This window comes from Paraburkholderia sediminicola, from assembly GCF_046027825.1.
In the GTDB taxonomy this organism is placed as follows: domain Bacteria; phylum Pseudomonadota; class Gammaproteobacteria; order Burkholderiales; family Burkholderiaceae; genus Paraburkholderia; species Paraburkholderia sediminicola_D.
The window spans coordinates 1-20,478 of sequence record NZ_JAQQDU010000007.1 but is presented as its reverse complement, the minus strand read 5'-3'; the positions used below and the strand labels follow the sequence as shown (position 1 = coordinate 20,478).

General features: G+C 61.2%; 17 protein-coding genes. 6 read left to right on the top strand and 11 right to left on the bottom strand.

Annotation, left to right across the window (positions count from 1 at the left end; translation table 11 throughout):
* Window positions 1–19: 19 nt before the first annotated feature.
* The 4 genes from PQQ96_RS05465 to PQQ96_RS05450 are packed head-to-tail and all read right to left on the bottom strand — an operon-like array spanning window position 20 to window position 1,888.
* Window positions 20–565, bottom strand: a complete 546-nt coding sequence (locus PQQ96_RS05465; protein ID WP_408289788.1) for a periplasmic heavy metal sensor — start codon at window positions 563–565, stop codon at window positions 20–22.
* Complete coding sequence (locus tag PQQ96_RS05460; protein WP_408289786.1) at window positions 562–981, bottom strand: hypothetical protein; 420 nt, start codon at window positions 979–981, stop codon at window positions 562–564. Before PQQ96_RS05460 ends, PQQ96_RS05465 begins: the two co-directional genes overlap by 4 nt.
* Window positions 978–1,538, bottom strand: coding sequence for an RNA polymerase sigma factor (locus PQQ96_RS05455; RefSeq protein ID WP_408289785.1), 561 nt, complete (start codon window positions 1,536–1,538; stop codon window positions 978–980). The genes PQQ96_RS05460 and PQQ96_RS05455 overlap by 4 nt, the downstream gene beginning before the upstream one ends.
* A 29-nt stretch (window positions 1,539–1,567) precedes the next feature.
* The gene (locus tag PQQ96_RS05450; protein WP_408289783.1) at window positions 1,568–1,888 is read right to left on the bottom strand and encodes a YXWGXW repeat-containing protein; all 321 of its coding nucleotides are present in this window, start codon (window positions 1,886–1,888) and stop codon (window positions 1,568–1,570) included.
* A 368-nt stretch (window positions 1,889–2,256) separates the two neighbouring features.
* Here PQQ96_RS05450 and PQQ96_RS05445 point away from each other — a divergent pair, with 368 nt between their 5' ends.
* The 3 genes from PQQ96_RS05445 to PQQ96_RS05435 all read left to right on the top strand — a co-directional run bounded on the left by PQQ96_RS05445 (window position 2,257) and on the right by PQQ96_RS05435 (window position 6,514).
* Entirely contained in the window at window positions 2,257–4,065 is a 1,809-nt protein-coding gene (locus PQQ96_RS05445; RefSeq protein WP_408289781.1) for an alkaline phosphatase family protein, read from the top strand.
* A 200-nt stretch (window positions 4,066–4,265) separates the two neighbouring features.
* Window positions 4,266–5,717: a cytochrome-c peroxidase gene (locus PQQ96_RS05440; protein WP_408289780.1), complete on the top strand. Its 1,452-nt coding sequence runs from the start codon at window positions 4,266–4,268 to the stop codon at window positions 5,715–5,717.
* 104 nt (window positions 5,718–5,821) lie between these two features.
* Window positions 5,822–6,514, top strand: coding sequence for an HAD family hydrolase (locus tag PQQ96_RS05435; RefSeq protein ID WP_408289778.1), 693 nt, complete (start codon window positions 5,822–5,824; stop codon window positions 6,512–6,514).
* 48 nt (window positions 6,515–6,562) lie between these two features.
* Here PQQ96_RS05435 and PQQ96_RS05430 read toward each other — a convergent pair whose 3' ends face one another.
* The 7 genes from PQQ96_RS05430 to PQQ96_RS05400 all read right to left on the bottom strand — a co-directional run bounded on the left by PQQ96_RS05430 (window position 6,563) and on the right by PQQ96_RS05400 (window position 15,046).
* On the bottom strand, window positions 6,563–7,120 hold the full coding sequence (locus PQQ96_RS05430; RefSeq protein WP_408289777.1) for a peroxiredoxin: 558 nt from the start codon (window positions 7,118–7,120) through the stop codon (window positions 6,563–6,565).
* A gap of 350 nt (window positions 7,121–7,470) precedes the next feature.
* The gene (gene cysS, locus PQQ96_RS05425; protein WP_408289775.1) at window positions 7,471–8,856 is read right to left on the bottom strand and encodes a cysteine--tRNA ligase; all 1,386 of its coding nucleotides are present in this window, start codon (window positions 8,854–8,856) and stop codon (window positions 7,471–7,473) included.
* A 373-nt stretch (window positions 8,857–9,229) separates the two neighbouring features.
* The gene (cyoD, locus tag PQQ96_RS05420) at window positions 9,230–9,571 is read right to left on the bottom strand and encodes a cytochrome o ubiquinol oxidase subunit IV (protein WP_408289774.1); all 342 of its coding nucleotides are present in this window, start codon (window positions 9,569–9,571) and stop codon (window positions 9,230–9,232) included.
* Window positions 9,572–10,189 (bottom strand): cytochrome o ubiquinol oxidase subunit III, encoded by a 618-nt coding sequence (gene cyoC, locus PQQ96_RS05415; protein ID WP_408289772.1) that lies wholly within the window; start codon window positions 10,187–10,189, stop codon window positions 9,572–9,574.
* The gene (gene cyoB / locus PQQ96_RS05410; RefSeq protein WP_408289771.1) at window positions 10,189–12,213 is read right to left on the bottom strand and encodes a cytochrome o ubiquinol oxidase subunit I; all 2,025 of its coding nucleotides are present in this window, start codon (window positions 12,211–12,213) and stop codon (window positions 10,189–10,191) included. The genes cyoC and cyoB overlap by 1 nt, the downstream gene beginning before the upstream one ends.
* A 3-nt stretch (window positions 12,214–12,216) precedes the next feature.
* On the bottom strand, window positions 12,217–13,116 hold the full coding sequence (gene cyoA, locus PQQ96_RS05405) for a ubiquinol oxidase subunit II (RefSeq protein WP_408289770.1): 900 nt from the start codon (window positions 13,114–13,116) through the stop codon (window positions 12,217–12,219).
* A 373-nt stretch (window positions 13,117–13,489) separates the two neighbouring features.
* Entirely contained in the window at window positions 13,490–15,046 is a 1,557-nt protein-coding gene (locus PQQ96_RS05400; protein ID WP_408289768.1) for an NADH-quinone oxidoreductase subunit M, read from the bottom strand.
* A 686-nt stretch (window positions 15,047–15,732) separates the two neighbouring features.
* Here PQQ96_RS05400 and PQQ96_RS05395 point away from each other — a divergent pair.
* The 3 genes from PQQ96_RS05395 (at window position 15,733) to PQQ96_RS05385 (ending at window position 20,331) form a co-directional block, all read left to right on the top strand.
* Window positions 15,733–16,482, top strand: coding sequence for an ABC transporter ATP-binding protein (locus tag PQQ96_RS05395; protein ID WP_408289767.1), 750 nt, complete (start codon window positions 15,733–15,735; stop codon window positions 16,480–16,482).
* On the top strand, window positions 16,472–19,042 hold the full coding sequence (locus PQQ96_RS05390) for an FtsX-like permease family protein (protein WP_408289765.1): 2,571 nt from the start codon (window positions 16,472–16,474) through the stop codon (window positions 19,040–19,042). The genes PQQ96_RS05395 and PQQ96_RS05390 overlap by 11 nt, the downstream gene beginning before the upstream one ends.
* A 212-nt stretch (window positions 19,043–19,254) precedes the next feature.
* Window positions 19,255–20,331 (top strand): lipocalin-like domain-containing protein, encoded by a 1,077-nt coding sequence (locus tag PQQ96_RS05385; RefSeq protein ID WP_408290025.1) that lies wholly within the window; start codon window positions 19,255–19,257, stop codon window positions 20,329–20,331.
* Window positions 20,332–20,478: the final 147 nt, after the last annotated feature.

The following is a 20,478-nucleotide window of genomic DNA, read 5'->3' as shown; positions in this document are numbered from 1 at the left end:
GCGCCCGCTCAATATTCTTTTATTCCCCCGAAGCTTCACTCGAAGATTCACTCGCGGCCTGCTTGGCCGGCTGTTTCGCCGGCTTGTTTGCATTGGCGGCCTGCTGCGGTTCACGCCACTGTCCGCGCAGCTTCAGGCTGTCGGCGAATTCGACACGCTCCTCAGGCGACAGCGTTGCCGCAAAATCCGCCACACTGCCCTCCACTTGCGCGCGCAAGCTGCTGTCGGCCTCGCGCGTGCGGGCCAGCGCTGCGTCCAGTGCCGCGCGATCGAACTGCGGCGCGGCGAGCAGGCGCAACACTTCACGACGCCCTTCGCGGCCCTCGATGGCAAACTGCTTACCCTCGCGGCGCGCACTCTTCAACCCGTCGAGAAAGGCCTTCTGGCGATCGGCCGGCAGCGGCTCGGCGGCGAAACGCAACGCCGTGCGCTGCTGCTCCAGCGCCGGCACGGTCGCGCCATGCGCCGCAAACCATTGATAAGCACCACCGACAATCGCACCCAGCAAGAACACATTGAGCACCAGCGAGGCCACCAGCACGAATTTCCACGACCGGCCGTTCATTCGCCGCTCCAATCGGCGGAGGTCCCGCCGAAGCTCGAAGTTAAATAAGAAGACTCATGGACCGGTTGCACCGTCCCGGTCAACACGAAAAACGACACCGCAAAAGCGCCGGCGACGCCGCCCAGCAGTCCGACACCGGCCACCGCCGCGCCCGACCACCACAAGCGTTTGCGCGGCACAGCCGGCCGTCGCACCGGCGCGCTGCCGATGATGCGCTGCTGCAACGCCGCGCCCGGCGGGTCGACCTGATCGGCCGCCAGCCACGCATCGATGCCGGCGGCGTCCGCCAGCACCGCATCGGCTTCAGCGCGATGCGACGCCGCCCATGCCTGTGCCGCTGCGCGTTCCTGTTGCGGCCAGCGGCGCGGATCCGCACCGTAGGCGTCGACGATCTGAAGGAATCTTTCGGGCGTCATGACTTGTCCTTGCTAAGGCCGCTGCCGGCCAGTTGGGCGCGCAGATTGCGGCGCGCACGTGCCAGCAGACTTTCCAACGCATCGACCGTGATCCCCATCAGGGCGGCAGCGTCGATGTTCGACATCTCCTGGTAGTAATTGAGCACCAACGCCTCGCGCTGCCGTGCCGGTAATGCGGCGAGCGCCTCGCGAACGCGCTCGTCCTGGGCACGCGCTTCGAGGGCGGCGTCGGGCAATGCGGCGGGGTCGATCTCATCGGGCATGTCGTCGTGCGGGACTTCGCGGCGGCCGCGCAACCGGTCATAGCAAAGATTGAGCGCAACACGATGCACCCACGTATCGACCTTCGCCTCGCCTTCCCGCCAGCGTGAAGCCTGTTTCCAGATTCGCACGAAGACCTCCTGCGCCACGTCTTCCGCTTCCATGCGATCGCCCAGCATGCGCGTGGCGAGCGCGAGCAGACGCGGCAACTTGCGCGCGACAAGCGAGCGGACCGCAGCCGGGTCCTGCCGGGCAACCCCCTCCAGCAGTTCCGCATCGGGATCGCGTTCGCTCAAGACGTGCGGCTCCCCGGCTCGCGCCGACTTCAAGCCCAGTGACCTTCGATCCAGCGCCAGTTAGGGCCACGCTGCACCCAATGCCCCGGCACCCAGCGATGGCCGACGCGAACCGGCTGCCAGTGGCCAGGCACCCACACATAACGGCCATGGTCCCAACGCCAGCGGCCTTGATCCCACACGTAGCCGGCACGCGGCGCCGGCACCACTTCGACGCGCGGCGGCGGGGGCGCCATGGGCGCGATGATCACTGCCTGCGCGAAGGCCGGCGCAGCCGTCAGCGCGGCAGCGCACGTGATCGCGACAGCCAGCACGGAACTCAGAAGGCGGACCGGTTTGAACGATGTCATTTGGCTTTCTCCAGTAAGGGTCGGAGCGAGAAGCGACTCCGTTTCTTCTTCAACGCAGCAGCGGAAAAAATCTGTCGCTTTGATTCGCACTGAAAGTAATGCATTGAAACACGCGAGATGCAGCGGTTGGAATTGCCAGCAAATCACAGAGACCGTCAGCAACAAGACAGGAAATGTTATGCAAATGAATGCAAACAGATAGCCAACGTAATGTTCGCGCCCCGAAATCTTAATCAGCAGATGTTTCAATGCGCGCTGTTTCTAGCGGTAAGACACCTTAGCTGTATTTCTAACAATATCCCCAGCGAACATCCACACGTGCATCACTGGAAACGCTGAACGGCGAAGTCGAATCTGGAGCCAGTCACATGTTCCGTAGAACCCTCTTACCCATCCCGTTTGCCGCGATGCTTGCGCTCGCAGCTTGCGGTAGCAATAACGTGAATACGCCGGCCTCAACGCCGGCGGCTGCCTCGACACCGGCATCGTCGCCGGCCGTCGCAGTGTCGGCGCAGGATGCCGTCACGACGGCGACGCCGATCAAACACGTAGTGGTGATCTTCGGCGAGAACGTCTCGTTCGACCACTACTTCGCGACCTACCCGCAGGCCAGCAACCCGGTCGGCGAACCGCAATTCACGGCAGCCTCCGGCACGCCGACGGTCAACAACCTCAGCAACAACAACCTGATTGCCGCAAACCCGAACTCGCTGTCGACCTCGCCGAACACGGCAGGCCGCACGGTCGGCACCGTGACGGTTGCGGGCCTCGGCCTGCCGGCAGCCGATCTGCTGCCGTTCCGTCTCGATCGTTCGCAAGCCAATACGTCGAGCCAGAACCACGCGTATGCCGCGGAACAGCTCGCGTATAACGGCGGCGCGATGGACTCGTTCCCGCTGTTCACGGCGTCGGGTTCGACGATTGCCGGCAGCACCGGCGCGTTCGCCACGAAGGGCCAGGTGCTCGGTTACTTCGACGGCAACACCGTCACGGCGATGTGGAACTACGCGCAAAACTTCGCGATGAACCAGAACGCCTATACGGACACGTACGGTCCGTCGACGCCTGGGGCAATTGAAGTGGTATCGGGCCAGAACAACGGTGTCGTGGTAACGGGCGGAACCTCGGCCAACGCGATTCCGGATTCGACCGGCGGCTTCACGCTGGTCGGCGACCTGGATCCGACCGGCGACACCTGCACGATCGCGGCAAAGAGCACGGTAACGGCGGCGATGTCGTCAAGCAACAAGAACATCGGCGACCTGCTCAACGCGAAGGGCCTCACGTGGGGCGGCTTCATGGGCGGCTTCAACCTGACAACCACCAATGCCAACGGCACGACCGGTTGCGCGCGCTCGACCTTCTCGCAGGTGCTGAACGCGACCAAGGCCGACTACGTGCAGCATCACGCGTGGTTCCAGTACTACCCGACCACGGCCAACCTCGCGCACACGCGTCCGACGTCGACGGCGGTGATCGGCATGACCGATCCGCTCGACAACACGGCAACGCCGGTTCACCACCAGTACGATACGAACGACTTCTTCACTGCGGTAGCGGCGGGCAACTATCCGTCGGTGAGCTTCCTGAAGGCACCGGCGATCAGCGACGGTCACCCGGGCAACTCGGACCCGATCGACGAGCAGGCTTTCGTCACGAAGGTGATCAACTTCTTGCAGCAACAGCCTGACTGGAAGAACACCGCCGTGATCATCGCCTACGACGATTCGGACGGTTGGTACGATCACCGCTTCATGGCGCCGAAGAACTCGTCGTTCGATTCGACCACGGCGCAATCCGCGGGCGGCGTGACGGTGGCCGGCACCGACAACCTGAGCGGTACGGGCCAGTGCACGGCAACGGGCGCGGTTCAACCGCAGGGTGTGAATGGCGGTGCAGTGAACGGCCGTTGCGGCCCGGGTACGCGCACGCCGTTTATCGTGGTGTCGCCGTGGGCGAAGGTCAACTTCGTTGACGATACGGCGATCACCCAGGCCTCCGTGGTCAGGTTCATCGAAGACAACTGGCTCGGCGGTCAACGCCTTGGCAACGGTTCGTTCGATGCAGCCGCGGGCAGCATCATGAACATGTTCAATTTCTCGGGCTCGGGCAACAACCCGACTGTGTATCTGGACGAGAACCTGGGTACGAAGCTGTCGGCGGCGCCGGCCAGCTAAGTGCCACGCGTGCGGACTGCCCTTCTGGTGCACCTGCCGTCACGTCATGCACGAACGCTTTTCGTGCATGACGACACGAAACACGGCGCTGGAAAGAGCACGAAACACATCAAGCTGTAGTTGGGCGTCGAGCCAGTGCAAACGTGCTGGCTCGATTTGCTTTTTGATCGCACCCGATCGACTTACTTGTCATCAACGCCATGAACCATCCTTCAGACGCCGTCCTGCCGTCGCATGTGCCTGCCGGCGGGGAGCCGGGTCCCGTCATTACCCGCCGCTCGTGGCTTAGGCTGCTCGCGTGGAGCGCCGCCGGCATCGTGTTCGCGCTCGTCGTGGTTTGCGCGTACGCGCTCATCTACCCGGAACGGATGCCGCCCGCAGTCGGCTCGATCGTCGAAGACATCACCGGCGCGAATCCTAACCCGGTTCATTTGATGCGTCCGATAGACGCGCCGCTGAGCGCGGTTGCGCTGCTCGGCAAACAGATTTTCTTCGACCCGACGCTGTCGGCGTCGGGTACGCAATCGTGCGCGTCGTGCCACTCGCCGCAACATGCCTATGCGCCAGATAACGGGTTCCCGGTGCAGTTCGGCGGCACACATATGAATCAGGCCGGCTACCGGCCGCCGCCGTCGTTGGCTTATCTGTACCGCCAGGCGCCGTTTAGCATCGGGCCCGATCAGGGCGATACCGATGTGCCGGTGGATATGACCCAACTGGCGTCACAGGCGGCCGGCGTGCAGCGCGCGCAGAAGACGGCGCTCGCCGCGCCCGCCGCTCCGGCGATGGTGCCGCAAGGCGGCCTGTTCTGGGACGGCCGTGCCGATACGCTGCAAATCCAGGCAATTGGTCCGCTGATGAATCCGGTGGAGATGGCCAATGCGACGGAGGCCGATGTCGCGCACAAGCTGCTGCAAACAAAGTATGTGGATCAGTTCAAACAGATCTTCGGCCCGGGCATCGTCAACAATCCGAGCCTGTTGATCTCGGAAGCGATGTTCGCCGTGGGACGCTATCAGACCGAGGATCAGTCGTTTCATGCCTTTACCAGCAAGTACGATTACTGGCTGGAAGGCAAAGCGCGACTGACGCATGCTGAATTGCACGGTTTGCAGTTGTTCAACGATAAGGACAAGGCGAACTGCGCGGGTTGCCATTTGAGTCAGCCCAGCAAGGATGGTTTGCCGCCGGTGTTTACCGATACGCAGTTCGAAGCGCTTGGGGTGCCGCGCAATCCGGACATTCCGGCCAATAAGGATCCAAAGTTCTTCGATATGGGCGTGTGCGGGCCGTTCCGCGATGACATGACGAAGGAGACGCAATACTGCGGGATGTTCCTGACGCCGACCCTGCGCAATGTTGCCGAGCGCAAGGTGTTCTTCCATAACGGCGTGTATCACGACCTCAAGCACGTTATGGACTTCTACAACCTGCGCAATACGGCGCCTGAGAAGATCTATCCGCGGGATGCGTCCGGCAAGGTGCAGAAGTACAACGATCTGCCGGCTCAGTATCACGCCAATATCGACGTTGCCGATGCGCCGTTCGATCGTAAGTTCGGGGATCAACCGGCTATGACGGATCAGGATATTCAGGACATCATTGCGTTCATGAAGACACTGAGCGACGGGTACAAGGCGGCAGGGTCCTGACCTGCCCTGAGGGCTAAGGGCTGCTCGTATGGCCTTTGCGCAGCATCGCGCGAGCCGGTGAGGTATCCTTGCCGGTTCCGCGACCTCTATCCGTACCCTGCCCGATGGCCGATTTCCCTTTCAACGCCGTACTCTTCGACTGCGACGGCGTGCTCGTCGACTCCGAACCCATCACCAACCGCGTGCTGACCGAGATGCTCGGTGAGTTGGGCTGGCAATTGAGCCTCGAAGAGACGATGCAAATTTTCGTGGGCAAGGCCGTCAGGGATGAAGCCGCACTCATCGAAGCGCGCACCGGCTTCGCGATTACGCCGGATTGGCTGATGCAGTTTCGCGCACGCCGCAATGAGGCGCTCGATCGGGACCTGGTGGCGATTGACGGCGCGCCGTCAGCAGTGCGCGCGCTTCACGCAACACTCAACGGACGCATCGCTGTCGCGTCGGGCGCCGATCGCATCAAAGTGGAATTACAACTGACGAAGGCCGGCATTCTCGATTGCTTCGAAGGGCGCATCTTCAGCGGCCACGAAACGCCGCGCAACAAGCCGTATCCCGATGTCTACCTCGCCGCGGCCGCAGGGCTGGGCATGGATCCGCAACGTTGCGCTGTGGTGGACGATACCGTCACAGGCGTGACGGCAGGCGTAGCCGCCGGCGCCACGGTGTTCGGCTATTGCCCGAAAGAACTGAGCCACAGCAGTGCGACTGCCTTGCATGGCGCGGGCGCGGTTCATGTCTTCAGGGACATGGCAGAATTGCCAGCCCTGCTCGCCGGATGGCGTGGCGTGCAGGGTTAAGGACACGCGCCGTTATTCGAACGCGGGATCGGTCGAGGCAGGCGACATTCAATCGTGTTGGTGCGCCTTCAGCCAGGCGAGCACGTCAGCCGCATTTTGATCTGGCGGAAACACGGGATAGAAAACCTTTTCGATGACACCGTGACTGACGATCATCGTGAGCCGCTTAAGCAAAGTCATGCCGGCCGTTTCAAAGGTCGGCAAGGACAGTGCCTCGGTGAAGCGCAAATTCAGGTCAGACAGCAACGGAAAAGACAGGTGAAGGCGATCCACGGCCTCGCGCTGACGGGCTGGGTCCTGGGTAGAGAGTCCGAACAGATAAGCCGCCCCGGCCTCTCTAAGTTCATCGGCATGGTCACGGAAAGCACAGGATTGCGGCGTGCATCCCGGGGCGCCCGGAATCGTGAGCCAGCCTTCAAGAAGCGGGTCGTCCGGCTTTTTCTTCCAGGGATAGGCGTAGATAACCGTTCGCCCCGCGAGGCTGCTGAGATGCACCGCTTCACCACTCGTCGAAGTCAACGCGAAATCCGGCAAGCGGGTCCCTTCCAGATGACTGGCCGCGCCATCGTCAGCGGGTACAGGCAGCGTCGCCCAGTCGATCACCATCGTGTCCGTCATTTTCCTGCTCCTTCGGTAAGCCGGCGGATGGAAGAGGCGCACTAAACAAAAAAGCCCCAACCGTTGCCGGCGGGGCTATGTGACTTGCGTTGCAGCGAACTTCTAGCGCGTACACATCCCCCATGGCTCGCTCGAGTGAGCGTGCGCATGATGATGAATCGCAATCGCGATGGACGTGGCGTTTTGCATGACGATAGAGTTTGCCTTCGCGTTAAAGGGCTGTCAACGGATACGTCCTTTGCCGATACACAATGCGTGACGGCGTAGCAGGTTTGCGTCGCGCGATGATTGCGGCGGAAACCGTCGTGCATAGCACGTGCCGCCACGTCCGGATATTGCTACTTCGCTGTATCGAGCGGACGCAGTACTTGCCCGCTCACGTTGTCCTCCACCTGCCAGCCGGCCGCATGCAACACGTCACGCAGACGGTCGGCCTCGCTCCACTGCTTGAGGGCGCGAGCCTTCTCGCGGGCATCGCCGAGAAGCGCGATATCCGCGGGAACCGTCACTGCGTCCGCCTTCCAGTCGGCAAGCCGTAGTCCGAGCACGGAGTCGAAGCGATCGACTGTCGCTCGCCGTGTCGCCGCCGGCAGATCGCTTCTGACCACGTCCCATAGCACAGCGAGCGCACGCGGCAGGTTCAGATCCTGATCGACCTCGGTCTTGAAACGAGCCACCAAACTCAAATCTGGCGTACCGCCCTCCGGCCACTGCGCATAAGTTCTGCGCAAGCGGTCCAATGCAGATTGCGCGGCATCGAGTGCCTCCGGATTGAAGCGCAACGTGCTCCGATAGTGCGCGCTCAGGCATAAGTAGCGATACGCGAGCGGATCGATGCCGCGCTCGATCAACGTCTGCAGGCGCACGAAGTCGCCGCCCGACTTCGACATCTTGCCGGCGTCTAGCGTCAGGAAATGGCCGTGCATCCAGAAGTTCGCGAGGCGGGTTCCATGGCGTGCCTGAGTCTGCGCGATTTCATTGCTGTGATGCACGGCGATGTGATCTTCTCCGCCGCAATGAATGTCGAACCACGAGCCCAGGTATTGCGCCGACATCGCCGAGCATTCGATATGCCAACCGGGAAAGCCTCTTCCCCATGGGCTATCCCACTCCATCTGCCGTTTCGTGTCCGGTGGACTGAATTTCCACAGCGCGAAATCCGTCACGTGCTGCTTCTCTCCCAGTGCAACACGTTTGCCGGCCTGCAGTCCTGCTACATCGAGACGCGCGAGAAAGCCGTAATCGTCCTGTTTGCTCGTGTCGAAGTAGATGCCGTCGGTCGTGCGATAGGTGTAGCCGTTACGCTCGAGTTCGGCGATGAAGTCGATCTGTTCGGCAATGTGATCAGTCGCGCGGCACCACACCGATGGCTCCAGCAGGTTCAGCGCGTGCCAGTCACGCATGAAAGCCGCGGTATAGCGCTCCGCGATTGTCCACGCCGACTCGCCGGTGCGCCTGCTGCCTTTCTCCATTTTGTCCTCGCCTTCGTCGGCATCGGAGACCAGGTGACCGACGTCGGTGATATTGACGACGTGCCGCACGGTGTAGCCGTTCAACGCCAGGACGCGGCGCAGCACGTCTTCGAACACGTAGGTTCGAAGATTGCCGATGTGCGCGTGGTCGTACACCGTAGGGCCGCAGCAATACAGGCCCACGTGGTCCGCTTGAATGGGTGTGAAAGCGCGTAAGGTGCGCGACCAGGTGTCGTACAGGGCGAGCGGCATTTGAATTCCTGTGGTTGGTGAGCGCGTTGGTGGACGTAAGAGCGGAACGTAAGGCGAACGGTGAGAAACGAAAACGGACAAACCAGAACAAAAAGGCCACCGGTCTTGTGACGGGTGGCCTCAGGGATACGGACGTGTACAGATCGACTCGCTAGACGCAAGCTCCCCTTGGCAGGCTGCAACAGCATGCGTGCAAAGAATGCAAACGGGAATGGATAGAAGCGGTCATGGAAACGATGCTAACGCGTGTTTCGAAGCGGGTCAATCCCGATTGGCAGCTCTGCGTCGGCAGCATGAGTCTTCGGAATGCATGAAAAAGCCCTGCAAGACTTTCATCGTGCAGGGCTCGTTCTCAACCTATTCCAGGTTCCGCTTATCGCGACATCATATGCATGCTGACGTTATGCATGATCCACAATGACCCGATGATCAGAATCACCGCCGTAAGCACCGTAAAACCGAACGCCATGACGTTCCAACGCTGTGCCGACGACGTATTCATGTGCAGGAAGAAAACCAGGTGCACGACGATCTGCACGAGCGCAAGGCCCGCGATCGCGAGCAATGCGTTCTCGCCGGTCAGCGTCCCGTTGAGGACGAGACCGAACGCCGCGGCAGTCAGGATGACGGAGAGAATGAAACCCGCCGTATAGCTGCCGATGCTGCCGTGACTCGCGCCCGAGTGCGCCAGGTGGGCGGTTTCGCTATGGTCCATTTAGATCACGCTCGCAAGATAGACAAAGGTGAAGACGCCGATCCACACGACGTCCAGAAAGTGCCAGAAAAGGCTCAGGCACGTCAGGCGAATCATGTCGCGTTCGGTCAGATCGCGATGACGCATCACCTGCACGGCGAGCACCACCATCCAGATCAGGCCGCACGTCACGTGCAAACCGTGCGTGCCGACCAGCGTAAAGAACGACGACAGGAACGCGCTACGGCTCGGGCCTGCACCCTGTGCGATCAGGTGCGAGAACTCGCGCATTTCCAGCACGAGGAACGCAAGACCCAGCAGGAACGTCACGCCGAGCCAGAAAAGCAGCACGCCCTTCCGGTTCTTGTGCGCACCCAGCATCGCGAAGCCGTATGTGATGCTGCTCAGCAGCAGCATCGCCGTTTCAAGCGCGACGCCCGGGATCTCGAACAGATCCTTGCCGGTCGGACCACCCGCGAACTGGTGCTGCATCACCGCGAACACCGCAAACAGCGACGCGAAGATGATGCAGTCTGTCATCAGGTACAGCCAGAAGCCGAATACCGAATGCGACGGCGGGTGATCGGCATGATGCGCATCGTGATGATGCGTGCCCGCCGTAAGAGTGTTGTTTGACATCAATCCACCTCCAACGCGACCTGCGCATCAGCACGGGAGCGTTTTTCTTCAATCGCGACCTGCGCACCGGCGCCGGAGCGTTTTTGTTCAATCGCCGCTACCGTGGCGGCCGGGATGTAAAAGCCTTCGTTCTTCTGGAAGCTGTAAATGATCACAGTACCGATCGAGCCGACCAGACCAACAATCGCGAGCCACCAGATGTGCCACACAGCGGCAAAACCCAGCACCAGCGAGAACATCGCCACAACCAGACCCGCGGACGTGTTCGACGGCATGTGAATGTCGCGATACACCGGCTTCGGCCGATTCTTGCGCGACTTCATTTCAGCGAATGCGTCCAGTTCACGCACGTCCGGAATGATCGCGAAGTTGTACGACGCCGGCGGCGAACTCGTCGCCCATTCCAGCGTGTGACCGTCCCACGGATCGCCCGTGACGTCGCGGTTTTGCGGCAGGTTGCGGTCGCGGATGCTGACGACCAGTTGCAGCACCTGGCAAGCGATACCGATGGCGATCAGCACAGCACCGACCCACGCGAATATCAGCCACGGATGCCAATCCGGATTGTCATAGTGATTCAGACGACGCGTCATGCCCATGAAGCCCAGCACGTACAGCGGCGTGAACGCAACCCAGAAACCGATCTGCCAGAACCAGAACGACGCCTTGCCCCACTTCTCATTCAGCTTGAAGCCGAACGCCTTCGGGAACCAGTAGTTGAAACCAGCCAGGTAGCCGAACAGCACGCCACCAATAATCACGTTGTGGAAGTGAGCGATCAGGAACAGGCTGTTGTGCAGCACGAAGTCCGCGCCCGGAATCGCCATCATCACGCCGGTCATACCGCCGATCGTGAAGGTGACCATGAAGCCGAGGGTCCACAGGATCGGCGTCGTGAACTGCAGACGGCCCTTGTAGATCGTGAACAGCCAGTTGAACACTTTCACGCCGGTCGGAATAGCAATGACCATCGTCGCGATACCGAAGAACGCGTTGACGTCAGCGCCCGAACCCATCGTGAAGAAGTGGTGCAGCCACACGAGGAACGACAGCACCATGATCGCGCAGGTCGCCCACACCATCGTCTTGTAGCCGAACAGCGGCTTCTTGGCGAACGTAGCCACGACTTCCGAGAAGATACCGAACGCCGGCAGGATCAGGATGTACACCTCAGGGTGACCCCATGCCCAGATCAGGTTCAGGTACAGCATGGCGTTACCGCCGCCGTCGTTCGTGAAGAAGTGCATGCCGAGGTAGCGGTCCAGACCGAGCAGCGCGAGCGTGACGGTCAGGATCGGGAACGAGGCCATGATCAGCACGTTCGTGCACAGCGCGGTCCACGTGAACACGGGCATCTTCATCCAGGTCATGCCCGGGGCGCGCATCTTCACGATGGTCACGAAGAAGTTCACGCCAGTCAGCAACGTGCCGATACCGGAGAGTTGCAGACTCCACAGGTAATAGTCGACCCCGACACCTGGACTGAACTGCAATTCGGACAGCGGCGGATAAGCTAGCCAGCCGGTTTGCGCGAATTCACCGATCACCAGCGAGATGTTGATCAGGATCGCGCTGATCGCGGTCATCCAGAAGCTCAACGAGTTGAGGAACGGGAACGCAACATCGCGGGCACCGATCTGCAACGGCACGATGAGGTTCATCAGGCCGACCATGAACGCCATCGCCATGAAGAAAATCATGATGACGCCGTGCGCGGTGAAGATCTGGTCGTAATGATGCGGCGGCAAGAAGCCTGGCGCGTTATACGACAGCGCTAGCTGGGTACGCATCATGATCGCGTCCGCAAAGCCGCGGAACAGCATGATGAGCGCAACCACGATGTACATCACGCCCAGCTTCTTGTGGTCGACCGATGTGAGCCATTCGGTCCACAGGTAGCGCCACTTGCCAAAATAGGTGATCAGACCCAGAACGAGCGCACCGCCGAGGGCGATCCCGGCAGCCGTCACCATGATGATCGGCTCGTGGTACGGAATCGAGTCTAGTGAGAGTTTTCCGAACATGCGTTACCCCTTACCCTTTGGCGCACAGTTAGCGTCTTTCATGTTGTCGAGGACGTTACCGTTGTTGTATCGGGCAATGATGTTGTGAAAGAGCTTCGGATCGACCGACGAGAAGTAGCGCACCGGTTCCTTCTCGGTAGGCGCCGACACCGCGTGGTAGCGGTCCATGTCGAGGCGGTCGGACGAGGCGCGTACCTTGGCGACCCACGCATTGAACTCTTCAGGCGACGTAGCGAGTGCACGGAACTTCATGTCCGAGAAACCCTTGCCGCTGAAATTGGCCGCAGTGCCGGCGTAGTTGCCGGCTTCGTCAGCGATCAGATGCAGACGCGTTTGCATGCCGGCCATCGCGTAGATCTGGCCGCCGAGTTGCGGAATGAAGAACGAGTTCATCACCGTGTCGGACGTGATGAGGAAGTTCACCGGCGTGCCGACCGGGAACGCCAGCTGGTTCACTGATGCAATGCCGAGGTCGGGATAGATGAAGAGCCACTTCCAGTCGAGTGCGACGACTTCGACGTTGATCGGCTTCACCTGCGACTCGAGCGGCTTATACGGATCGAGCTCGTGCGTGCTTTTCCACGTCAGCACGGCGAGGAACAGAATGATCAGCGTCGGAATCGTCCAGATAGCGATTTCGATACCGGTCGAATGCACCCAGCCCGGACGGTATTCGGCATTCTTGTTCGACGCGCGGTAGCGCCATGCGAACAGCAGCGTGAGCACGATAACCGGAACGACCACGATCAGCATGGCCCAGGTCGACGTGGCAATCAGCTCACGTTCCGCCAGACCCACACTGCCCTTCGGATTCAAAACATCAAGCTTGCTGCAACCCGAGAGCAGCACCATGAGGCCGGTGAACAGGAAACTTATCGACCCGCGCAGAGTCTTTCCTTTCATATCCTTTGCCCTTCTCTTACGACTTCAACGAACGTCATTCGACCGCTCTCCTTTTTATAAGCGATCGCATAATAGGGTGTCGTCAAGAGGATATAAACACTCGATTTAGCAACGATCTATTGCGTCGCAACACCGTGCGACACGTTGCCGCACGCGTGCGCGCATGCGAAGGTTCGAAAAGCTCTATTGCAAGATACCGGCGGAGTCGCAGATCACGAAAGTCCCTTTGAATAAGCGCTAAAACGCAACGCGACCTGAATGGTCGCGTTGCGCCTAGTCGCGAAAATGGACGTGTGTCGATACGAAAGATAACGCGTCGGCAAAGGCAGCATCCGTGCGACGGATGCTGCACCTGCACCGTGTTCTGCTTCGATCAGCCGGGCGTGCGTGCCGCGACGGTAGCAGGCGCCGCTGCCTGCAAGTGCTCGCCACCGTCAGCCGGTACGGCGTCGTCCGAAGGGTGTGCGCTTCGTTCCGACTGAGCCAGCAGCGTACCGACCGACGGGTCGATCGCATCGGTGAACGGCTTCGGATTGATGCCAATGGCCAGCACCAGCAAAGCCATCGCGCCGAGCAACACGAACTCGCGTTTGCCGAGATCCTGCAGCTTCGCGACGCGTGCGTTGGCAATCGCGCCGAAAATCACGCGCTTGTACATCCACAGGGTGTAGGCCGCGCTCAGGACCAACGTGGAGGCCGCGATGGCGCCGATCCAGAAATTGAAGCGGATCGCGCCCATCAACACCATGAACTCGCCGACAAAACCCGAAGTACCCGGCAGGCCGATATTGGCCATCGAGAACAGCATGACGAATGCGGCGAAGCGCGGCATGGTGTTAGCGACGCCGCCGTAATCAGCGATCGAAGCGGTCTTCGTGCGGTCGTAGAGCATGCCCGTGCACAGCAGCATCGCGCCGGAGACCACGCCGTACGACAGCATCTGCACGATTGCGCCCGCCTGACCGATACGGTTGAAGACGAACAGGCCGAGGGTCACGAGGCCCATGTGCGCGATAGTCGAATACGCGAGCAAGCGGCGCATGTCCGTCTGCACGAGTGCCAGCAGGCTCGAGTAGATCACAGCGACCAGCGACAGCGTGATCATCATCGGCGCGAAGAAATGGCTGGCCTGCGGGGCGATCGGCAGCGCGAAACGCAGCAGACCGTAGCCGCCCAGCTTGAGCATGCCGATCATCACCGCGGCGCCGGTCGGGCCATCGAGGTGGACGTCGGGCAGCCACGTATGCAGCGGCCACATCGGCACCTTCACACCGAACGCAGCAAGGAAGCCGAGGAAGACCAGAACCTGCGCCCAGGTGCCGAGATGCGTTTCACGCCACAGCGCGAGATCGAAGCTGTGCGTCTGGCTGTACAGGTACAGCATCGACATCAGCATCATCAGCGAGCCGAGGAACGAGACGAAGAAGAACTTCACCGCGGCATACGTGCGGTTCGCGTTGCCCCACGTGCCGATCAGCAGATACAGCGGAATCAGCGTCGCTTCGAACGAGATGAAGAACAGCATGCCGTCCATCGACGTGAACACGCCCTGCATGAAACCCGACAGCATCAGGAATGCGCCGAAGTACTGCGCGGTGCGTTCGGTGATCGACTCCCACGAGGCGACCACGATGATGATCGTGGTCAACGCGGTCAACGCGACGAGCCACAGCGAAATCCCATCTACCCCCACATGCCACGCAATATCGAACGTGGGCGACCAGCGGACGTTTTCGACGAACTGCATCGACGTCACGTCGTTGCGGAAATTCGACACGAGCGGAATCACCGGCAGGAAGCCCGCTACCGCGCCGATCAGCGCAAGCCATCGCGTGCGACTACGTGCCGCGTCAGATCCGGCACGCAAAACCACCAGGCCGGCGACAATAGGGATCCAGATGAGTAGGCTAAGAAGCGGAGGCAATGGCATGTGTTCTGTTGAAAACTTGAAATACAAAACGCCGCTTCAACGCCTTCAAAAACGAAAGCATTGAAATGGATATGTAGGCTGGATTTCGCTGAAATCGACGTCGAAGCGGTGCTGCCCGCCTCACGTTTACCCGCAGTCGAATGACCAAGGGTGGGAGATTACCAAGATAAGAATACTTTTGCACCGCAACAACGCTGCGACGCCTTTGGCAATGTATTGTTGCCGCGCCTGCCCTTGCGAAACGCCAAAAAATGTGCACATGCACAAACTCGTTTAAGCAGAAAATTCACCATGCCTTTTGCATGAAGAAGAAAGCAGTTGACAGGCGGTTAGCGACTCTTGCACGAGCACTTCCACGCAACGATTGCACCGGAATGATTCATGCGGGTGCATGACCTGCCGTTGAGGTCGATTTCGGGAGGTCGGCGAAAATTTAGCGCGTCCGCGAGCAGAAAATTTTTTTGATCCGGCACTCTAAAGAAACGTCGGCAAGCGCCTGGTAAGACCCAGGTGATCAGCCTACCCGCATGCTTTCAGATAGATATCAGACGACGGCGGCATACGCCTGCGAGCCTTACAGAACCCGAATATACTTCGGCGGTTCAGGGGCCGACGCTCGTGCGCAACACGGTTGTTTCTTCGCACGTTTGACGCCGCCCTCACCGGCCAGACTTATCGGATACCGCATGGCGCTTCGTGATGAAGGTGTCGTTCCCGCGCTCGAATGTCGCGGGCTTAGCAAGACCTACGGCACCGGCCGCATCGTGCTGGCACGGCTCGATTTCACACTCGATCCGGGTGAATTCGTCGCGATCATGGGGGATTCCGGCGTCGGCAAATCGACGCTGCTGAATCTCATTGCAGGGCTCGACAGCGCGGATAGCGGCGAGGTGATCATCGACGGCAGCGCGGTCTCGCGTCTGGATGACAATGCGGCGACACGTTTGCGCCGGCAAAAACTGGGGTTCGTGTTCCAGGCGTTTCACGTGCTGCCTCATCTGACACTTGCGCAGAACGTCGCTTTGCCGCTGCTGCTTAACGATCTACCCACGGCCGGCGCGCTCGATCTGCTCGCGGCCGTCGGCTTGAGCGGCCGTGGCGACGATTTCCCGCGACAACTGTCGGGCGGCGAGTTGCAGCGCGTCGCCATTGCACGGGCGCTTGTGCATCGTCCCAAACTGATTCTCGCGGATGAACCCACCGGCAACCTCGATCCCGATACCGCACACGACGTGCTCGGCCTGTTCCGCGCGCAAAGCAAGGCAACCGGTGCGGCCACGATCATGGTCACGCACTCGGAAGCAGCCGCGGCAGTCGCGGACCGCATCCTGATTCTGAGCGACGGCGGTTTGCACGCATCATCTGGACGCAAGTCTCCTTCCGACTCGCAGTCCGACTCCCGATCTATTGCACGTTCCGCCGACGATGCACGCTGACCCAGGACCACTGCAACGAATGCGAGGTCATCGCATGCTCGCGCGCTGGCTGTTGGGTGCCGAGTGGCGCAGTCATCGCGGACGCGCACTGGTTGCGATCGCAACGATCGCGCTCGGCGTCGCGCTTGGCTACGCCGTTCAATTGATCAACAGCGCGGCCTTCAATGAATTCTCGGCTGCGGCTCGCAGCCTCTCGGGCGAGGCCGATCTGCAGGTGCGTGGTGCACAGCCGTTATTCGATGAGTCCATCTATCCGCGTTTGTCGACTGAATCCGGTGTGGCGCTGGCGAGTCCCGTACTCGCCCTCGACGTCACCGTGCCGGATCAGAACGCCGCGCTGCCCGTGCTCGGTATCGACGTCTTCAAGGCAAGCCGCATCGCGCCGGACCTGATCGGCGTACCGTCGCCGGAGCGGCCGTTCGATACGCTCGCGGCTGATACGGTGTTTCTCTCGTCGGCAGCACAACAATGGCTGAACGTGAAGATCGGCGATGACATCGCGCTGCAAAGCGGCACGTCGATCGTGCACTTGCGCGTGGCCGGCGGTCTCGTGAGAACGCGGCCGGGTCAGCGGCTTGCGGTGATGGATATTGCTGCCGCTCAGTGGAAGTTCGGCAAGGTGGGCAAGCTGTCACGCATCGACGTGCAACTCGAACGCGGTGTCGATCGCGAGCGCTTCAAACGTGCCCTGCAAGCGCAACTCGGCAGCCGATGGGTGATCTCCGAGACACGCGATGCCGAAAGTCGTACCGATCGCCTGTCGCGCGCCTATCGGATCAACATGAACGTGCTCGCACTGGTCGCGCTTTTCACCGGCGCCTTCCTCGTGTTTTCGACGCAGGCGCTGGGGGTCGTGCGACGCCGTGCGCAGTTCGCGATGCTGCGCGTGCTTGGACTGACGCGCGGCCAGTTGTTGCGTCAGATTCTGATGGAAGGCGCGCTGCTCGGCCTGCTCGGTTCGCTGTCCGGACTCGCGCTCGGCTATGCGATGGCGAGCGGCGCCCTGCACTTTTTCGGCAGTGACCTAGGCGGTGGCTATTTTCCTGGCGTACAACCGCACGTCGGTTTCGAACCGCTGGCGACCGCGCTATTTCTGGCGCTCGGCATCGCCGTGTCGGCACTAGGCAGTCTTGCCCCCGCACTGGAGGCGGCGCGTGCGCGGCCCGCCGCGGCGCTCAAAGCCGGCGCCGAAGAAGGCGCGCTGGCGCGCCTCGCTACGCCGTGGCCCGCTCTGGTATGTCTGCTGGTTGCCGCCGTTCTCACGCAGGTACCACCGTTGTTCGATGCGCCCATCGGCGGCTATCTGGCCGTTGCGCTGTTGCTGGTCGGCGGGATTGCGCTGATGCCGCGCGTGACCGCGTTCATATTCGGCGCGGCGAGCCGTGCCTTCGGTGCGCGACGTCGCGCCGGTGCGGCCAGCACGCTCGCGCTGGCGCGTCTCGCGAATGCGCCAGGCCATGCATCAATCGCGATGGGGGGCGTGTTGTCGAGCTTCGCGCTGATCGTCGCGATGGCGATCATGGTGGCCAGCTTCCGTGTTTCCGTCGAAGACTGGTTGGGCCACCTGCTCTCGGCCGATCTGTACGTTCGCGTGGCGCCGAACGGTGACACCGGCGGCTTGCGCCCCGACGAACAGACTATGCTGGGCGCCGTACCCGGCATCAAGACCGCTGCGTTTGCCCGCACCTCGCATCTCACGCTCGACCCTGCACGGCCTGACGTCACCGTGCTCGCGCGCGAAATCGACGCCGCCGATCCAGGTGCGAACCTGCAGATGACTGGGGCGGTGCTGCCTCCTTCCGCGTTGCATGAGGGCGAAACGCCTGTTTGGGTATCCGAAGCAATGGTTGATCTGTATGGATATAAGCTCGGCCAGCGCGTGCAGTTGCCGCTCGGCGAACGCAGTCACGTGTTCGTTGTGGCTGGCATATGGCGTGATTACGTGCGTCAGACCGGCGCGATCCAGATACGGCTTTCGGATTACCGGCGTTTAACCGCCGATTCTGGCGCGACAGATGTAGCTGTCACCGTTCAACCTGGGACGAGCGTCGAGCGCGTGATGGCCAGCCTGCGTGCGCTGCCCTTCGGTCCATCGCTGACCCTGTCACAACCGGGCGAAATTCGTGCGCGTACGCTGGTGATCTTCGATCGGAGTTTTGCCGTCACGTATCTACTCGAGGGCGTCGCGATCGTCATCGGCCTGTTCGGCGTCGCGGCGACGTTTTCTGCACAAACACTTGCCCGGGCCCGTGAGTTCGGCATGCTGCGGCATGTGGGCGTCACCCGCTCGCAGGTCCTCGCGATTCTCGCACTCGAAGGCGGGATGCTCACCGCTTGTGGCATCGCAATGGGCTTCGTTCTCGGATTCGCAATTAGTCTGATCCTTGTGTACGTCGTCAACCCGCAGTCGTTTCATTGGAGCATGTCGCTGCACGTTCCATGGACGGTGCTCGGCACGGTGGCATTAGTGATGCTGGCTTCGTCATGTTCGACCGCGGTGATTGCGGGACGAGGCGCGGTGTCCGTGGATGCGGTGCGCGCGGTGAAGGAGGATTGGTGATGGGTGAATTGCCGCGTGAGGTCGTGCAGGAGCCAACGTATGAGGCGGTGTATGAGGCGGCGCATGGATCGACGTATCAAGCGACGCTGCGCCCTTATCGAACTGATCGCATCTGGCTGGCGCACAGCATTCCGAGCGAGTCGTCAGCTGCGCGGCCAAGCCTGCCGAGTGTGGGGCGACTAAGCGCTGCGATTCATGCGGTACTGCTTTGCATGGGATTGATGGCGACCGCGTCTGCGGCAGCCGCGACGCCCGAGTTCGCAGCGGTCACGCAGGATCATCCGATCGGCCTTCCGCAAGACACCGGCGCACACCCGGCTTTTCGCACCGAATGGTGGTACGCGACAGGCTGGCTCATGACACCGGACAATCAACCGCTCGGTTTCCAGATCACCTTCTTCCGCTCGGCAACGGGCCACGATGCGGCCGATCCGAGTGCGTTCGCGCCGTCGCAATTGATCATTGCCCATGCCGCGTTAAGCGATCCCGCGCTCGGTCATCTTACGCACGATCAGCGCATTGCCCGCCAAGGCTTCGGGCTCGCGTATGCGAAGCCGGACAACACCGACGTCAAACTCGACGCATGGAAAATCATCCGCACCGCCGACGGCCACTACGACGTTACAGTGGACGCGAACGGATTCGCGCTGCACCTCGCGTTGACACCGACGCAAGCGCCTTTGATCCAAGGCGAGCGCGGCTACTCCCGCAAAGGCCCGCGCCAGGAACAGGCAAGCTATTACTACAGCGAGCCGCAATTGCGCGTGACCGGCAGCGTAGTTCGACCGGTCGCGGCGGGCAGCAAATCGGCGGGCGAAACAGCCGTTACCGGCGCGGCGTGGCTCGATCACGAATGGTCGAGCACGCTACTCGATACCGATGCCGTGGGATGGGATTGGCTCGGCGCCAACCTGACGGATGGTTCGGCCTTGATGGCTTTCAAGGTCCGCAGCCGCGATGGACACGCGGTATGGGCGCATGCAGCATTGAGAAATCGCGACGGTCAGGTGACGACGTTTGGCCGCGATCAGGTCGACTTCACGCCAGTTCGTACATGGCGCTCGCCGCGCACGAACACGTCGTATCCCGTCTCGATGACGGTCAAAACCGGCACGCTGACGTGGCGCCTCGATCCATTGATGGATGACCAGGAGCTCGATTCCCGTCAATCGACCGGCGCAGTGTATTGGGAAGGTGCCGTGCGGGTGAGCCGTGGCGGCACGGACGTCGGACGGGCTTATCTGGAGCTGACGGGTTACGCGAACGCGATCCGGATCGGGAAGGAATAACGCCAGAGGAACGGGCGCCGTATCAGGCAAGGTCCCGCCGCGGCGATTTCCGCATCGTCGTTTCTTAAACCCCAAGCGTATCGATGCGCAGCTTTTGCCGATGGACGGCGCCGGGTTGGCGGGTGCTTGCGGGTCATTGATTCGGCG

Coding starts and splice junctions, on each gene's coding strand:
- PQQ96_RS05465 (WP_408289788.1), bottom strand. CDS start 565: ATGAACGGCCGGTCGTGGAAATTCGTGCTGGTGGCCTCGCTGGTGCTC.
- PQQ96_RS05460 (WP_408289786.1), bottom strand. CDS start 981: ATGACGCCCGAAAGATTCCTTCAGATCGTCGACGCCTACGGTGCGGAT.
- PQQ96_RS05450 (WP_408289783.1), bottom strand. CDS start 1,888: ATGACATCGTTCAAACCGGTCCGCCTTCTGAGTTCCGTGCTGGCTGTC.
- PQQ96_RS05445 (WP_408289781.1), top strand. CDS start 2,257: ATGTTCCGTAGAACCCTCTTACCCATCCCGTTTGCCGCGATGCTTGCG.
- PQQ96_RS05440 (WP_408289780.1), top strand. CDS start 4,266: ATGAACCATCCTTCAGACGCCGTCCTGCCGTCGCATGTGCCTGCCGGC.
- PQQ96_RS05435 (WP_408289778.1), top strand. CDS start 5,822: ATGGCCGATTTCCCTTTCAACGCCGTACTCTTCGACTGCGACGGCGTG.
- PQQ96_RS05430 (WP_408289777.1), bottom strand. CDS start 7,120: ATGGTGATCGACTGGGCGACGCTGCCTGTACCCGCTGACGATGGCGCG.
- cysS (WP_408289775.1), bottom strand. CDS start 8,856: ATGCCGCTCGCCCTGTACGACACCTGGTCGCGCACCTTACGCGCTTTC.
- cyoD (WP_408289774.1), bottom strand. CDS start 9,571: ATGGACCATAGCGAAACCGCCCACCTGGCGCACTCGGGCGCGAGTCAC.
- cyoC (WP_408289772.1), bottom strand. CDS start 10,189: ATGTCAAACAACACTCTTACGGCGGGCACGCATCATCACGATGCGCAT.
- cyoB (WP_408289771.1), bottom strand. CDS start 12,213: ATGTTCGGAAAACTCTCACTAGACTCGATTCCGTACCACGAGCCGATC.
- cyoA (WP_408289770.1), bottom strand. CDS start 13,116: ATGAAAGGAAAGACTCTGCGCGGGTCGATAAGTTTCCTGTTCACCGGC.
- PQQ96_RS05400 (WP_408289768.1), bottom strand. CDS start 15,046: ATGCCATTGCCTCCGCTTCTTAGCCTACTCATCTGGATCCCTATTGTC.
- PQQ96_RS05395 (WP_408289767.1), top strand. CDS start 15,733: ATGGCGCTTCGTGATGAAGGTGTCGTTCCCGCGCTCGAATGTCGCGGG.
- PQQ96_RS05390 (WP_408289765.1), top strand. CDS start 16,472: ATGCACGCTGACCCAGGACCACTGCAACGAATGCGAGGTCATCGCATG.
- PQQ96_RS05385 (WP_408290025.1), top strand. CDS start 19,255: ATGGGATTGATGGCGACCGCGTCTGCGGCAGCCGCGACGCCCGAGTTC.